The sequence below is a fragment of the Neisseria sp. P0020.S003 genome (genome assembly GCF_051957095.1).
Lineage (GTDB): Bacteria > Pseudomonadota > Gammaproteobacteria > Burkholderiales > Neisseriaceae > Neisseria > Neisseria subflava.
Map to the genome: position 1 here is coordinate 61,114 of NZ_JBQCWU010000010.1, position 15,309 is coordinate 76,422.

Annotated in this window: 14 protein-coding genes and 1 pseudogene; 5 read left to right on the forward strand and 10 right to left on the reverse strand. The window is 46.3% G+C overall.

What is annotated here, in order from left to right:
• Positions 1–63: 63 nt before the first annotated feature.
• The 8 genes and pseudogenes from ACTHTQ_RS07145 to dapA form a co-directional block, all read right to left on the reverse strand.
• Positions 64–171, reverse strand: a pseudogene (locus ACTHTQ_RS07145) (opacity family porin); the annotation flags it as partial.
• A gap of 59 nt (positions 172–230) precedes the next feature.
• Entirely contained in the window at positions 231–1,406 is a 1,176-nt protein-coding gene (gene hemW, locus ACTHTQ_RS07150; RefSeq protein WP_440363529.1) for a radical SAM family heme chaperone HemW, read from the reverse strand.
• Positions 1,407–1,502: 96 nt separating this feature from the next.
• The gene (locus ACTHTQ_RS07155; protein WP_440363530.1) at positions 1,503–1,865 is read right to left on the reverse strand and encodes a glutaredoxin family protein; all 363 of its coding nucleotides are present in this window, start codon (positions 1,863–1,865) and stop codon (positions 1,503–1,505) included.
• Positions 1,866–1,924: 59 nt separating this feature from the next.
• Positions 1,925–2,434: a hypothetical protein gene (locus ACTHTQ_RS07160; RefSeq protein WP_440363531.1), complete on the reverse strand. Its 510-nt coding sequence runs from the start codon at positions 2,432–2,434 to the stop codon at positions 1,925–1,927.
• A gap of 75 nt (positions 2,435–2,509) precedes the next feature.
• On the reverse strand, positions 2,510–3,103 hold the full coding sequence (gene rdgB / locus ACTHTQ_RS07165) for an RdgB/HAM1 family non-canonical purine NTP pyrophosphatase (RefSeq protein ID WP_308111244.1): 594 nt from the start codon (positions 3,101–3,103) through the stop codon (positions 2,510–2,512).
• Positions 3,104–3,112: 9 nt separating this feature from the next.
• Positions 3,113–3,343, reverse strand: coding sequence for an NGO_0222 family membrane protein (locus tag ACTHTQ_RS07170; RefSeq protein WP_003679018.1), 231 nt, complete (start codon positions 3,341–3,343; stop codon positions 3,113–3,115).
• Between the two features lie 122 nt (positions 3,344–3,465).
• Positions 3,466–4,596, reverse strand: coding sequence for an outer membrane protein assembly factor BamC (bamC, locus tag ACTHTQ_RS07175; RefSeq protein ID WP_440363532.1), 1,131 nt, complete (start codon positions 4,594–4,596; stop codon positions 3,466–3,468).
• A gap of 81 nt (positions 4,597–4,677) precedes the next feature.
• Positions 4,678–5,553 (reverse strand): 4-hydroxy-tetrahydrodipicolinate synthase, encoded by an 876-nt coding sequence (dapA, locus tag ACTHTQ_RS07180; RefSeq protein ID WP_440363533.1) that lies wholly within the window; start codon positions 5,551–5,553, stop codon positions 4,678–4,680.
• Positions 5,554–5,889: 336 nt separating this feature from the next.
• On the opposite strand from dapA, the gene ACTHTQ_RS07185 reads away from it, so the two are divergent.
• The 5 genes from ACTHTQ_RS07185 to ACTHTQ_RS07205 all read left to right on the forward strand — a co-directional run bounded on the left by ACTHTQ_RS07185 (position 5,890) and on the right by ACTHTQ_RS07205 (position 11,816).
• A complete protein-coding gene (locus ACTHTQ_RS07185; RefSeq protein ID WP_440363534.1) occupies positions 5,890–7,281 on the forward strand; it encodes a nucleobase:cation symporter-2 family protein in 1,392 nt (463 codons plus the stop codon).
• Between the two features lie 116 nt (positions 7,282–7,397).
• Positions 7,398–8,540, forward strand: a complete 1,143-nt coding sequence (locus tag ACTHTQ_RS07190; protein WP_003683579.1) for a THUMP domain-containing class I SAM-dependent RNA methyltransferase — start codon at positions 7,398–7,400, stop codon at positions 8,538–8,540.
• Positions 8,541–8,827: 287 nt separating this feature from the next.
• Positions 8,828–9,337 (forward strand): anaerobic ribonucleoside-triphosphate reductase activating protein, encoded by a 510-nt coding sequence (gene nrdG, locus ACTHTQ_RS07195; RefSeq protein ID WP_440363535.1) that lies wholly within the window; start codon positions 8,828–8,830, stop codon positions 9,335–9,337.
• Positions 9,338–9,454: 117 nt separating this feature from the next.
• Entirely contained in the window at positions 9,455–11,236 is a 1,782-nt protein-coding gene (nrdD, locus tag ACTHTQ_RS07200) for an anaerobic ribonucleoside-triphosphate reductase (RefSeq protein WP_440363536.1), read from the forward strand.
• Between the two features lie 190 nt (positions 11,237–11,426).
• The gene (locus tag ACTHTQ_RS07205) at positions 11,427–11,816 is read left to right on the forward strand and encodes a DUF5339 family protein (protein ID WP_070630976.1); all 390 of its coding nucleotides are present in this window, start codon (positions 11,427–11,429) and stop codon (positions 11,814–11,816) included.
• Positions 11,817–12,109: 293 nt separating this feature from the next.
• Here ACTHTQ_RS07205 and ACTHTQ_RS07210 read toward each other — a convergent pair whose 3' ends face one another.
• Both ACTHTQ_RS07210 and ACTHTQ_RS07215 read right to left on the reverse strand, forming a co-directional pair.
• A complete protein-coding gene (locus tag ACTHTQ_RS07210) occupies positions 12,110–12,640 on the reverse strand; it encodes an REP-associated tyrosine transposase (protein WP_440363537.1) in 531 nt (176 codons plus the stop codon).
• Between the two features lie 540 nt (positions 12,641–13,180).
• Positions 13,181–15,163: a DUF262 domain-containing protein gene (locus ACTHTQ_RS07215; protein WP_440363538.1), complete on the reverse strand. Its 1,983-nt coding sequence runs from the start codon at positions 15,161–15,163 to the stop codon at positions 13,181–13,183.
• Positions 15,164–15,309 lie beyond the last annotated feature (146 nt).

Consider the following 15,309-nt stretch of genomic DNA (forward strand, 5'->3'; position numbering starts at 1 on the left):
AACAGGTTTCAGACGGCCTTTTGTTACTTGATATTTGAAGCAATTGTTGCTTCATGATAAGAATTAGAATGTTACGCGTACGCCGGCAGATACTTCGTGGGAATGGAGCTTAACGTTATTGATCTTGCTCCAGTGGTTATAGCGATAGCCTGCATCCAAGGCAACGTTTTGTATTTTATTGTCGTAAATTAAGCAAATCTAAAAATGTTTCAATTGTTGTAAAAAAGCACTTATAAAAAACACTGTAACAAGTCGTTTAAGAACAAACGGCCTTGCTCGGTCGGGCGGAACACGGTCGGGTCTGATTCAAGCAGGCCTTTTTGTCTGGCGGTTTCGATTTGTGCCATGATTTTTGCAGTGGGTACGCCGGTACGTTCCTGCAGCATTGAAGCAGGTACACCGTCGGTTAGGCGCAGGGCATTCATCATGAACTCGAATGGAAGATCTTCGGCAGCAACGGTTTTGCGTTCAACGGCTTCATGCGGATTGCTTTGCATAGCGGCAAGATAGTCGTTGGGATGACGACGGCGGACGGTGCGCTCGATGCGGTCGTGGTAGGAAATTTTGCCGTGCGCACCGGCACCTATGCCCAAATAATCGCCGAACTGCCAGTAGTTCAAATTATGGCGGCACTGCATACCAGGTTTTGCAAAAGCTGATGTTTCGTAGTGAATAAAGCCTGCGCTTTCCAGCGCGCCGTGTACCGCGTCTTCGATGTCGAGGGCGGCTTCGTCTTGCGGCAAACCTTTCGGCGGCGTGTGGCCGAACGGCGTGTTCGGCTCCATCGTCAGATGATACGCGCTGATGTGTGTCGCGCCTGTGGCGATGGCGGTTTGTACGTCGTTTAAGGCCGTCTGAACGGTCTGGTTCGGCAGGGCATACATCAAGTCGATATTGACTTTATCAAATAATTTCAAGGCGGTAGCTATGGCGGTTAAGGCTTCTTTGCCATTGTGAACGCGTCCCAATCGAGCAAGCATATCGTCGTTAAAACTCTGCACGCCGATAGACAGACGCGTAATGCCTGCGTCTTTAAATCCTTGAAACTTCTCAATTTCAAATGTGCCTGGATTGGCTTCCAAAGTAATTTCTGCTTCGGGTTGCAAGCGCAACAGCGAACGCACGCCGCTTAACAAGCGGTCAATCGATTTCGCTTGAAACAGGCTGGGTGTACCGCCGCCGAAAAATATGGTTTCCACCGGTCTGCCCCAAATATTGGGTAATTCAAGTTGTAGGTCGGTTAATAGGGCATCGATATAGGCTTCTTCCGGCAGGCCGTTTTTCAGACTGTGGGAATTAAAGTCGCAATATGGACATTTTTTGATGCACCACGGGATGTGGATATAGAGTGATAAGGGAGGTAGGGCAGTTAGCTGGCCGGGGCGTTGGAAGGTGATTTGGGTCATGGTATGTATTGGGGCTCAAGGCCGTCTGAAATTTTTAGGCCGTTATTTTAACTGAAATGTCAGCTGGGAAAGTAATCAGTAGGAAATATGCGAAGGCTAAGCGCTCAAAAAAGCTTCAATTTCTTCTTCTGATAATTTGGAATTGCAGACGGATTTTATTTTACCTTGTGAAATTTTGAGTAGTGCAGGAACAGTTCTGATGCCGTATTGTTCACGAAAAGTTTTTAAAGCTGCTTTGTTGCTGCTGTCAGTAAAGTGGATGGTAAGCTGCCTGTTTATGGAAACGGTAGACAGTTTTGCAACAAAACGGCGACAGTATGAACAACTTGGTTTGCCTAAAAAGACGATAGCAGTTTCTTGACTGTCAATGAGTTGAAGAAGTTTGTCAGGTGTGGTTGGGATGAAGGCAGCGACGTGTTTTGCAAAGACTGCCAATTCTTCAGGCGAGGGTTTGGGCATGGGAATGAATGTGAGGTAGGCCGTCTGAAGGCTTCAGACGGCCTGTTATTTTTATGTGGTTAAAGTCTTTTGCGTATCCAAGACGAGAGTTTTGGTGCGCCGAATAGCAGGAAAATGCCGATGAAAAGCTGCGCGATGTTGGCAAGTATTCCGGCTTGGTTTTGTGCGCCGAGATTCGCCCAAACAGATGTGTGTGTGTCGATAGCAATAGACTGTACAAAAAGATAGAGAGAGAACTGGTAAATTAGGTCGGGGATAGCTTGGAAAACAGTATATATGCCTATTAATACAATACCAGTCGTCAGCCATGGTGCAGGGTGTTTTGGGGCTTCCTGTACGGTTTGCAGATGTTCGGGCAATAGGCGGTTGGCAATGGTGGCAGGGAAACACCATAGCAGCAGCCATGCAATTAAATACAAGCCGTAGAGCATCAGTACGGATGAGATTTGTTTACTGTCATACATGCTTTCTGTCTGTACGAATATGGTCGCGATGCCGCCAAGTGTTTGTACGATACCGATTAAAACGACCAAGCGGATGGCGACAATCAAGATTTGCTTAGGGGACATGGATTTCTTCCATTATTTGTTGGATTTAGAACATCTAAAAAAACGTTTCAGGTTTTCAGACGGCCTATTATCGATTTATAAGGATTCAATTTTTCTTAACAATTCACGCAATGCTTGGGCGCGGTGGCTTTCGGCATTTTTGATTTCAGGATGAAGCTCGGCGGCGGTGCAACCGTGTTCGGCCAGATAGAAATGTGGGTCGTAGCCGAAGCCGTTGGTGCCTGCGGCTTCTGCCTGCCATTGCCCGCGCCAGATGCCTTCTGCGATGATGGGCTGCGGGTCATTTTCGTGGCGGACGAGGACAAGGACGCAGACGTAGTAGCAGCTTTTGTCGTCTTTATCGGCAAGATCGGCAGAGAGTTTGGCGTTGTTTGCGGCATCGGATTTGGGGTTTTCGCCTGCATAACGTGCGGAGAAAATGCCGGGTGCGCCGTTTAAGGCGTTGGTGCAGATGCCGGAGTCGTCGGCAAGTGCCGGTAAACTGCTGTATTTAGCGGCATGACGTGCTTTGGCCAGGGCATTTTCAACGAAGGTATGGTACGGCTCGGGGCATTCGGGCGTATTGAATTGTGATTGCGGCAGGACTTCGATGTTTAAGTCGGCAAAGAGGCGGGAAAATTCTTTGAGTTTGCCTGCGTTGCCACTGGCAAGGACGATTTTTTCAAACATGGTTTTTCCTTAATGGTTTTCGGTTTGCTGCATACGAGCCATTTGTGCGCGTGCTTTGTGGCGGATGTAAAGGGCAAGGCTGCCGATTTGGGCAAAAACGGCGGCAAAGGCAAACAGAAAGGCGGCAACGGCGAATTGTTTGCTGTGAATGCTCAGAAGATAAGCGCCCAACAGAATCAGTACGATAAACATCAGGGTAAACAGGGCGGTCAGGAGCAGATAGGCTTTTTGTCGGGTCATGGCAGCTTGGATAAGTGGGAAAAATGTTCTGATTATAACGTCAGATTGGGAATTTGAAACCATGCCGGATTCGTTAAAAAGGCCGTCTGAATATTTCAGACGGCCTTAAGTCGAATAACGGATTAACGCAATTCTGTGTGCAGGCGGCCCAACAATGTAGAGGCATCGCTGCCTTTGTATGGGCTGCCGTCTTTGTTCAACAGATGGAGGCGTGCGCCATTTTTGATAGGCTCAATATACACGATGATTTCAGGATAAGTTTTTGGCGCTTCCGCTTTGCCTTTGCCAAATACGCGTTTGAACAGGCCCGGTTTTTTATTGGCAATTGCTTCGCCTTCGGTTGGCGCTTGTTGAACCAAGAAAGCGCGGCGTTCGGCATTTTGACCGATAACAGTCAGGCCGATGCGGTCAAGCGCAAGGGCGGTACGGCGCCAGTTGCGGCCGTAATCGCCAGCCAGCAACAGGGTACCGTTGTCCACACGTGCCAACTCAGAAGCATTGCTGCGGGCGGCAACGCTTTGGGTCAGAGCCTGTTCGGCTTGCTGACCGTCAACGCCCAAATATTGCATAAAGCGGGCGAGGAATGCGGCTTCGAGGTTAGGGTCGTTTTCACCCGGCTGCCACATCGTAGTGTCTTTTTTACGGTCGGCATAAACTTCTTTCATGCCTTTATGGGCGAAGAAGATGTCGGTTGAACTGTTTTTGCCTTGTTCGATGCGGATGATGAACTTGTCGCGTTCGCTGGTAGAGTAGATACCACCCAAGCCGACTTTATCCAACAGGCGGCGCAGGCTGTCTTGAGGGATTTTGGCTCGGTTTTCTGCCCACTCGGTTTCCATTTGACCGATGGCAGGTTCCTCAGATTTGATGTCGAAACCGTTTTCTTGCCAGAATACTTTCAGTAAAGGCCAAATTTCGCGAGGCGATTTGCCATCGACAACCAACCAGCGTTGGTTGCCGTCACGCTCAAGGCGTACGCCTTTAACGGATTTCAAGACTTCTGCATTGGCAGGTTGTTGTACAGCTTGAGTGCGGCGTTTGTTGAAGTCGCTGGCGCGGACGGCGCCGCTGCCTGCCGGTAATTGATAGAGGTTGCCTTGGTCTGGGTTGTTCAAATCAGGTGGTACTTCCAGTTTGACCAAGCGGTGTGATTGACTTTGATAGTCGAGTTTGGGTTGTTCTTTTTTGCTGCCGGAACAGGCAGTCATGCTAATCAGGGCGAGGGCTACTACGATGGGTTTGATATAGGTCATCTTGTTTTCCTGTGGATGAAGTTCTTAACAGGGAGGCCGTCTGAAAAGGGTGTTTGGGATTCAGACGGCCTTATTTCCGGATCAGATTTGTCCTGATTTTTCCAGAGCGGCTCGGACTTTGGCTTGACCGGCTTCGGTCAGTGCTACCAAAGGCAGACGAACATGGGGTTCGCATTTGCCCAATAGGCTCAGACCCCATTTGGGCGCGGCTGGGCTGGGCTCGCAGAACATGGTGTTATAAATTGGGGTAAGTTGCTCGTTTAGACGACGGGCGGTCGCAATATCGCCCTCAAGGGCGGCTCGGCACATGTCAGCAAAGAGTTTCGGTGCGACGTTGGCTGCGACGGTTACCACGCCATGACCGCCACACAGCATGAAAGGCAGGCCTGTAGGGTCATCGCCGGATAAAACGACAAAACCTTCAGGAACGCTGTTGATCAATTCGATGTTGTTGCCGATATTACCGCTGGCTTCTTTCACACCGACGATATTCGGAATCTCGGCCACACGTAAAATAGTGTCGTTGCTCATGCTGACGACGGTACGGCCGGGAACATTATAGATAACCATCGGAATCGAAGTGGCTTCGGCGATGGCTTTGAAATGTTGGTAAATGCCTTCTTGCGAAGGTTTGTTGTAGTAGGGAACAACAGATAAGGTATAGTCCGCACCGGCTTGCTCGGCGGCTTTGGAAAGGGCGATGGCTTCGACAGTGTTGTTGGCGCCTGTGCCGGCGATAACGGGAACGCGCTTGTTGACGTGTTTGACAGTGGCTTCAATAACGGCCAAATGTTCTTCGACAGGCAGGGTGGCTGACTCGCCGGTAGTGCCGACTGCGACGATGCCGTCGGTGCCGTTTTCAATGTGCCAGTCGATTAAGTCGTGAAGTTGTTCGTAGTTGATGCTGCCGTCTTGATTCATCGGAGTAATCAGGGCAACCAGACTGCCTTTTAACATACGGAAACCTTTAATTTTATGGTGTGGGTGGATTATGCAGTGGATTGTAGCTTACTTTGTTGTTTGTGTGAAACATATCCGCTAAGCGGCTTTGCCGTTTAATGGTGACTTGTCATTATCTTAATGAATAATACATTTTTAAATCATTGGTTTGTTTGTTTTGAGATGGAAAAATGATGTCAAGAATTAAAATGTGTTAAGGCGGTTTGAGGCCGTCTGAAAACGGCTGGGCGGAACTTTCAGACGGCCTGACGGTTTTGAATTTGCTGATACATTTCAAATTGGTTAAAATACGCATCTTAATATTTTTTAACGATTCTTGAGAGAAGGTTCAACATGTCAGGAATGACTGAAAAACAGGCGGAATCGCTTGATTTGGTTTATGGTTTGGAGGATAAGCCGCCGTTTGGGAATGCGTTGTTGAGTGCGGTTACGCACCTTCTGGCGATTTTTGTCCCGATGATTACTCCGGCACTGATTGTCGGCGGGGCGTTGGAGCTGCCGGTTGAAATGACGGCTTATTTGGTGTCGATGGCGATGGTGGCTTCCGGTGTCGGCACTTATTTGCAGGTCAACCGTTTCGGGCCGGTCGGTTCGGGTATGTTGTCGATTCAGTCGGTCAACTTCTCTTTTGTTACCGTGATGATTGCACTCGGTACCGGTATGAAAGAGGGCGGTTTGACTGAAGATGCGATGATTTCAACGCTTTTGGGCGTGTCCTTTGTCGGCGCGTTTTTGGTGTGCTTCTCCGCTTGGCTTTTGCCTTATTTGAAAAAAGTGATTACGCCGACTGTAAGCGGCGTGGTCGTTATGCTGATCGGCTTGAGCTTGGTACATGTCGGCATTACCGATTTCGGCGGCGGCTTCGGCGCGAAAGCAGACGGTACGTTTGGCTCGATGGAAAATTTGGGTTTGGCATCGCTGGTGTTGCTGATTGTATTGGTTTTCAACTGCTTGAAAAATCCATTGCTGCGTATGAGTGGTATCGCGGTAGGTTTGATTGTCGGTTATATTGTTGCGCTGTTTTTGGGCAAAGTGGATTTTTCTGCCCTGCATAATCTGCCGCTGATTACCCTGCCTGTTCCGTTTAAATATGGTTTTGCATTTGATTGGCACGCGTTTATCGTTGCCGGTGCGATTTTCTTGTTGAGTGTATTTGAGGCAGTTGGCGATTTGACGGCGACTGCGATGGTCTCCGAGCAGCCGATTGAGGGTGAGGAATACACCAAACGTCTGCGCGGCGGCGTATTGGCAGATGGTTTGGTGTCTGTGATTGCGACTGCGTTGGGCTCTTTGCCTTTGACTACTTTTGCGCAAAACAACGGCGTGATTCAAATGACCGGCGTGGCTTCGCGCCATGTGGGCAAATATATTGCGGCGATTTTGGTATTGTTGGGCTTGTTCCCTGTTATCGGCCGCGCGTTTACCACGATTCCGAGTCCGGTTTTGGGTGGTGCGATGGTGTTGATGTTCGGCCTGATTGCGATTGCCGGTGTGCGGATTTTGGTCAGCCACGGTATTCGCCGTCGTGAAGCGGTCATCGCGGCTACTTCTGTCGGTTTGGGTTTGGGCGTGGCGTTTGAACCGGAAGTGTTCAAAAACCTGCCGGTATTGTTCCAAAATTCAATTTCTGCCGGCGGTATTATGGCGGTATTGTTGAACTTGGTGTTGCCGGAAGACAAAACCGATAAAGCGGTTAAGGTGGAAACCGACAGTTTGGATCACTAAGCAAGCTTTATTCAAAGGCCGTCTGAAGTTTCAGACGGCCTTTGGTTTTTCAGCTATAATATTGTTTTTATTTGTTATCCGAGTGGTTCGGATAGCTCTACCCGGAAAGGTTTTATATGACGGTTTATTCACTTTTTATCACTTGTCCTCGCGGTTTGGAAGCACCTTTGACGCAGGAACTTGAAAACATGGCATGTCAGGATATCCGCGCTGTTGACGGCGGTGTGGCATGTAAAGGCACGATGGAGCAGGTGTATCGCATCAACCTGCATTCGCGCGTTGCCAGCCGTGTTTTGCTGCGCTTGACCAAAGGCGGTTATCGCAACGAACACGATATCTACAAACTGGCACGAAATCTGCATTGGACAGGTTGGTTTAAGCTGGAGCAGACCTTTAAAGTCAAAGTTGAAGGCAAGCGCGCCAATGTGAAAAGCCTGGATTTTGTCGGTTTAAAGATCAAAGATGCCGTCTGTGATGCCTTCCGGGATATTTATGATGCGCGTCCGAGCGTGGGCAAAATCAACCCCGATATCCGCATTCATGCCTTTATCGATGAGCGCAATGTGGAAATCTTTATCGATACTTCCGGCGAAGCACTCTTCAAACGCGGCTATCGTCAGGATACAGGCGAAGCGCCATTGAGGGAAAATTTGGCGGCAGGTTTGCTGCTTTTGGCAGGCTATGACGGTACGCAGCCTTTCCAAGACCCGTTTTGCGGCAGTGGCACGATTGCCATTGAGGCTGCATGGATTGCGACACACCGTGCGCCGGGCTTGATGCGCCGTTTCGGTTTTGAAAAACTGCAAAACTTCGACAAAGAAAAATGGCAAGCCCTGCGCCGTGAGGCTGAAAAACAAATCAAACCGGCCGCCGCGCCAATTTCCGGCAGCGACAACGACCGTTATATGATCCGTGCCGCATTGGCCAATGCCCAAGCCGCCGAAGTGGATAATTTCATCCGCTTTGACGTGCAAGATGCGCAGGCTGCGCGACCAAACGGCGAACACGGCATTATGATTTCCAATCCGCCTTATGGCGTGCGTCTTGCCGAAATTCAGGCTTTACAGGCGCTTTATCCTCAACTGGGCACATGGTTGAAACAGCATTACGCAGGCTGGCTTGCCGGAATGTTGACCGGCGATCGCGATATGCCGAAATTTATGCGCCTTTCTCCGAAGCGTAAGATTCCACTGTTCAATGGCAACTTGGATTGCCGATTGTTTTTGATGGATATGGTTAAAGGCTCAAATCGGGGCTAAAACCTGAAATAGAGGCCGTCTGAAAGATGATTTCAGACGGCCTTTTTTGTTTTATTTATATAGACTTTGCCATAACGGAGTTTGCTTCTCGTATTTTAATTTCAGGCCGTCTGAATCGTGTTTAGACGGCCTTTTTATTGGTATAAAGTTGAACTTAATATAGTAATTTACAATTGGTTAAATAACAAAAATCTATTATATGGATAAAATTCATTGTTAAATAAAAATACCATATCTAGTAGTATTGTGTTTTAATTCGCACCATATCTTGTGTTTATGGTATTGCAATGAGCAGCTTGAAATTTACAGTTGAGCAAATTGTTTGGCAGGAAGTGCCAGGCGAAGTGTCGCTGGCATTTCTGTTTTCAGGCTGTCCGCTGCGTTGCAAAGGTTGCCACAGTGCCGATACATGGAAAGAGGGTATCGGCACAGAATTGACCGAGGAGTATTTAAAAGGCCGTCTGAAACGCTATCGCGGATTAATCAGCTGTGTGTTGTTTATGGGCGGGGAGTGGCAACCGAAAGCCTTGCAGAAAATGCTGGTCATTGTGAAGCAGGCGGGTTTAAAAGCCTGCTTGTACACTGGCCTGGAACGTGAAGAGTTGGAGGCGGTTTCAGACGGCATCCTGCCTTATCTGACGTATCTGAAAACCGGCCGCTGGCAGATGGAGCTGGGCGGCTTGGACAGCCCGACAACCAATCAGAAGTTTATCGATTTGCGCACGGGCGAGGTATTGAACCGCTTGTTCATCAAAGACAAACCTATGCCCAAAGTTTTTCCAGTGGCTTCAATTTAGCCTGGTGCTGTATTGCACTGATTTAAATTGAATTTATTGTATTCGCTGACAGCGATGTTTCAGACGGCCTGACCGTCATTGCTTGATAAATCATCCAAACCTTACAGGAGAATTAACATGATTCGGCTGCATCCCGAGCAGTTAAACGGCAAACTGCAATTCATGCACGACTACATCAGCGCGCAAAACGCGGCGGACGGTTCGAAAATGGACGCCAACGCCAACGTTACCCAGAAAAACATCGCCACGATGGAAGCGGAAATCATGAAAGACTTTTTCGTGCAGATTAACCGCGCCCAAGTGTCGCGCAAAATCGCCGAAATTTTCGACCAATCCGTTGCCGACGAATACATCCGCCAGATTGAGGCGCATGAGATTTATGTGCACGACGAAACCAGCCTCAAGCCTTATTGTGTGTCGGTTACGCTGTATCCCTTCCTGCTCGACGGGTTAAGCAAACTCGGCGGTGAATCCAAGGCGCCGCAGCATCTAGCTTCGTTTTGCGGTTCGTTTATCAACCTGGTGTTTGCTATCAGCGCGCAGTTCGCCGGCGCGGTGGCGACGGTGGAATTTCTGACCTATTTCGACTACTTTGCCCGCAAAGACTACGGCGACGATTATTTGGAAACACACGGCAAAGAAATCGCCAACCACATGCAGCAGGTGGTGTACAGCATCAACCAGCCTGCCGCTGCGCGGGGCTATCAGAGCGTGTTTTGGAATATTTCCGTTTACGATCAATACTATTTCGACGCGATGTTCGGCGATTTCGTCTTCCCCGATTTCAGCAAACCGGTCTGGACGAGCGTGGCGAAGCTGCAAAACTTCTTCCTCAAATGGTTCAATCAGGAACGCACCAAAGCCGTTTTGACCTTCCCCGTCGTTACCGCTGCGATGCTGACCGATGGCGGCAAATGCAAAGACACCGTGTTCGCCGACGAAATGGCGAAAGAGTTGGCGGAAGGAAATTCCTTCTTCGTTTATCTTTCCGACAACCCCGACTCGTTGGCTTCCTGCTGCCGTCTGCGCAACGCCATTGAAGACCGCACCTTCAGCTACACCCTCGGCGCGGGCGGCGTAGCGACCGGTTCCATCAACGTCATCACCATCAATATGAACCGGCTGGAACAAGACGGGCGCGACCTTGCCGCCGAAGTCGCCAAAATCCATAAATACCAATATGCCTACCGCAAACTGATGGAAGAATACCAAGCCGCCGGAATGCTGCCCGTTTACGATGCAGGTTTCATCACGCTGGACAAACAGTTCCTCACCATCGGCATCAACGGCATGACGGAAGCCGCCGAATCGCAAGGCATCAAAGTCGGCTACAACGACGACTATATCAACTTCGTCCAAGGCCGTCTGAAAACCATATTCGAAGCCAACCAAGCCGCCAGCAAGCACTACGGCGTGAAGTTCAACACCGAGTTCGTCCCCGCCGAAAACCTCGGCGTGAAAAACGCCAAATGGGACAAAGCCGACGGCTACAAAGTCAGCCGCGAATGCTACAACTCCTATTTCTACGTCGTCGAAGACGAAGAAATCAACGCGCTCGACAAATTCCTGCTGCACGGCAAAGAACTGGTGGACTGGCTCGACGGCGGCTCCGCGCTGCACCTGAACCTCGACGAAGCACTGCCCGAATCCGGCTACCGCTCGCTCTTGGACATCGCCGCACAAACAGGCTGCAACTACTTCTGCGTGAACGTGCGCATCACCATTTGCAACGAATGCGGCCATATCGACAAACGCACCCTGCACGCCTGTTCCGCCTGCGGTTCGCACGACATCGACTACGGCACCCGCGTCATCGGCTATCTGAAACGCGTATCTGCATTCAGTAGCGGACGGCGCAAAGAACACGCGCTCAGACATTATCACCGTAAAGCGGCGTAATCGTTAAAAAAGGATTACTTACAAAAGCGAAGGCCGTCTGAAATTTCAGACGGCCTTTAGGATGTTTGGATAGACTGATTCTTTCAATGATATGATTTTAATTAAATTAAACAACAATACTTGACACTTTAATATAATGAATTAACATATAATCTCCTTTAACTCAAACTCGAAAAAAAGCGAGAGACATATGAAAACATCAGCTTTATTAGCAGCTTTATTGGCAGCCCTGTCCCTGTCAGCATGCGGCGGCGGTTCAGGCTCATCTTCTTCTGCCGTTTGTGACGAGTACGAAAAAGCATTTGCCGAAGCAACTAAAGACGTAGATGCCGCAACCAAAGACATGATGCAAAAATCTTTCGAACAAACCAAAGAAGCCCTGAAAAACCTGCCTGCAGACCAACGCGATGCAACTTGTAAAACTTCTTTGGACGCTTTGAAAGGCGTTCCTGCTGCCGAAACTCCTGAAGACAAAGCCGAAGAAGCCAAAGATGCTGCTGAAGAGGCTAAAGAAGACGCAAAAGACGCAGCGGAAGATGCCAAAGAAGCTGCTGAAGATGCTAAAGAAGAAGCTAAATAATATAAATAGCTTTATTGAAAAACGGATTCCAATAATTTGGAATCCGTTTTTTGTTGTGTGAGTTAGGGTAGTTATTTTAGATAAAGCTTTTTCAGTTTTCAGACGGCCATTTCTCATGCCATCTGAAAGCGTTAGTTTTAACTAAGTTGAAATTTACAACAGCAAGCCGTCAATCAAGCAACCGAGTGCGTGCGTACCGCACACACCCTACGCGTTGGTCTTGAAGTTCCTCATGATTCATGGGTAGGGTATGTGGCGCAGCCACGCACGCGGTCGGTAGTTTTTTATAGCATTTACTCCCCAAAACTCATTACCGCTGTTTCTTTTGTGCCGCCCCAATCCAACGGCAGCCATCCATCCCGCACATAACGGTGAAACGACGAAAACGCCCAATCGCGGACATTGCCGCACAATCCATGTTTGACGGGATTGAAATGGATATAGTCTGCGCAACGTTGCAAATCCGTTTCGTCACGCACGGTGTGTTCATAAAAACGCCGTTGCCAAATACCGCGTTCGTTCCTCCGTTGTTTGCTGGCAGACAGGTTTTCGGCATGAGGGAAATGGGCGGAGAATTTGGTTTTAATCAGCCGCCAGCGCAGGGAGTAATCCGCATTGTCGGGCGGCAGCGTCCAAATGGCGTGAATATGGTTCGGCAGCACGCATACGGCGACGGTTTCAAAGGGATATTGTTTTTGCACATCCATATAAGCCGCGCGCAATAAGTCAATATGTTCGACAAGCAGGCGCGATTTTGGATCGGCGAGTTTGACGGTGAAAAAGAATGTGCCGCCGGCAATGAAGTTTCTGCGATAACGCGCCATAGGATTTTTGTTTGTGGTTTGGGTGTTGGAGAAGGAATGGCTTGTTTTTTAAGGTTTTAACTTCGTTGAAGCTGATGTTTTCAGACGGCATTGGAGGCCGTCTGAAAACATCAGCTTCAACGAAGTTAAAAGTTGAAACGGCAAACCGTCAATCAAACAACCGCGTGCGTGCGTACCGCACACACCCTACGCGTTGATTTTGAAGTTCCGCGTAATTCACAGGTAGGGTGTGTGGCGTAGCCACGCACGCGGTCGGTTGGGTATGCAGGCTACGGCTTGCTGAAGGTGGGGTTTCAGGCTGTTTTTTGGGGTTGTTTAAAAGGGTTATAGGTTGGGTTACCAAGCCCAACAAAACAGGTGGATTTTACGGTTTTGTTGGGTCGCACCCCAACCTACGCTTGCTTGCTCGGTGGAGAGATTGGGGTTTCAGACGGCGTTTGAGGCTGTCTGAAAGGATTGTAGGTTGGGTTGTAAACCCCAAAAAACAGATGAATTTTATGGTTTTGTTGGATCTTAACCCAACCCACATTTGCTACTATTTTATTTTTGTTTTTCCGAACCTAAAAATGCCAAACCCAGCATCTCTTTCCGATATGTATCATTTTGAAAATCTATGCCCCATTGACTCTCCATAAATTTTAACATTTTTAATCCTCTATTTAGGATTTCCTCAGGTGTCCAATCAGCAATTTTTGAGACTTCATTCTCAGAAAATCCACCATTATAATATCCAGATTCACCATTTCTACCGCCTTTCTTATTAGGAAATGGTAAATTAGATAAACTCGAATTTTTAGCTTTGGAGAGAGCTAACAAATTTCCAAGAGAGTCTCTTAATGCTTTTTTCTTTTTAGGGTAGCTAGAGTAAGCTGAAAATTTATCTCTCCAATAGGGTGATTTAGGGCTTTGCGGATATATATGCTCAATAGTTATATAATCTTTGGGACTCTCGACAAACCCATCCCATATGATTTTTTCTCTTTCTGATTTTGATTTACTTTGTAAATACTGTTCATATTCATACAAAAAATAAGGCAAGTTTGGCCATTTATAAAATCCCCTATCTTTAAATTGCTGAATAATTGTTGTTAATATATTAGGTGCTTTAATTAATGATATGGTTCTATCATTTATTTCTTTAATAATTTTATCTGATTGAGTTCCATTATGATGCAATTTTATTGCCATTTCCCATAAATTACTCTCCCCTAGTAAGTATGCACCTCCCCAAGTAATCAATCCTGAAATAAAAATTAATCTTTCTATAGCTTTTAGAAAATATATCCTTTTTTCTTCAGAATGTTCATTATGAAGAAATGATAGAATTAATGGATATGCAGCTCGAGACTCTTCTAATCTATTTATTTTTTGGAGCAAATCTTCAATTGGTTTTCCTAACCCACTATTTATGGGGTTAAACATTTTGTACCAAATATCCACAGCTTCCTGTAAGGAGCGCACATAATCATAAATAAAATTAATAGTTATCTTTTTATTGTTGCCTGGTTCATCATATATTCTTTTAGAGACAAATCTTTTTTCTAGCAAATTTGTTGCATAATCAATTCGGCTATAATACCATCTACGAGAGTAAAATATATCATTATCACCATCTTTAATTTCAGACAAAATTTCATCACCAAAATACATAATATAATGGTTCCTTAAGAATAAATCATCATCTAATGGATGAGATTTATTTCTGCCTAAGCTGTGATAGATAGTTTTCCAACAATCGTTTATCGATTTTCTTAGGTGGATTCTTTCTGTTTCTTCAGCTTGAATTTTTAACGATAGATAAATTAATCTGTTTTTTAATAATTCCAAATAAGATAATGGCTTTCCTCTATTATTCATGGTTTCAAAAGCAACGCATACATCAACATCTTCAGTAATCGTAAAAATATTAAAAAGCAGTTGCTGTGTAATTTTCTTATATAACTTTTCTAGCTGATTAATGTTCATCTTCTTCAACCTAGAAATAAAAAATTGTTTTGCATTTTCTAGGTTTTGAGTATAAATAGTTTCTTCACCAATATTAGAAGTGGATTTCTCAAGAAATATTTTTGTTTTTAAAAATTCATAACTTGGATTATCTTTCTCATATCCAAAAATATACGATCGAGATATTCCTGTATCTTTCGAGTCAAAAATAAATTTTTTCTGAATATCTTTTCGATCTGTATAGTTTAAACTCTCATTATTATTGATTCTTTCTAAAATTGATTGGATTAAAATTATAGAAGTAGTGAGGCGTTGCTGACCATCTACGACAAAGTATGGTTGATAATTTTTGGAATTAATTATCCACAAATCATCCTCCCATTTGTTATAAATTTCAGGGTGAACATCTTCTAATGTTAGAACTCCTATATAGTGATTATGACCAATTCCTAATTGTTCTAAATCATTCCAAAAATCTTGTAATTGCTTATCAGTCCAAGCATACCCACGTTGATAGTCAGGAATTCGAAATAAACGTTCAGTAAAAATTTTAGATAAAGTTAATAATTGATTATCCATGCTATATCCTTTACTTATTTCAATGAAAAATAATTTATTTACTGGAACAGGATTATATCATTTTTTAGATAGTATTTCTTTCAAATACTTACCTGTGTAACTTCCTTCTACTTTCATAACACTCTCAGGCGTCCACTCCGCAATAA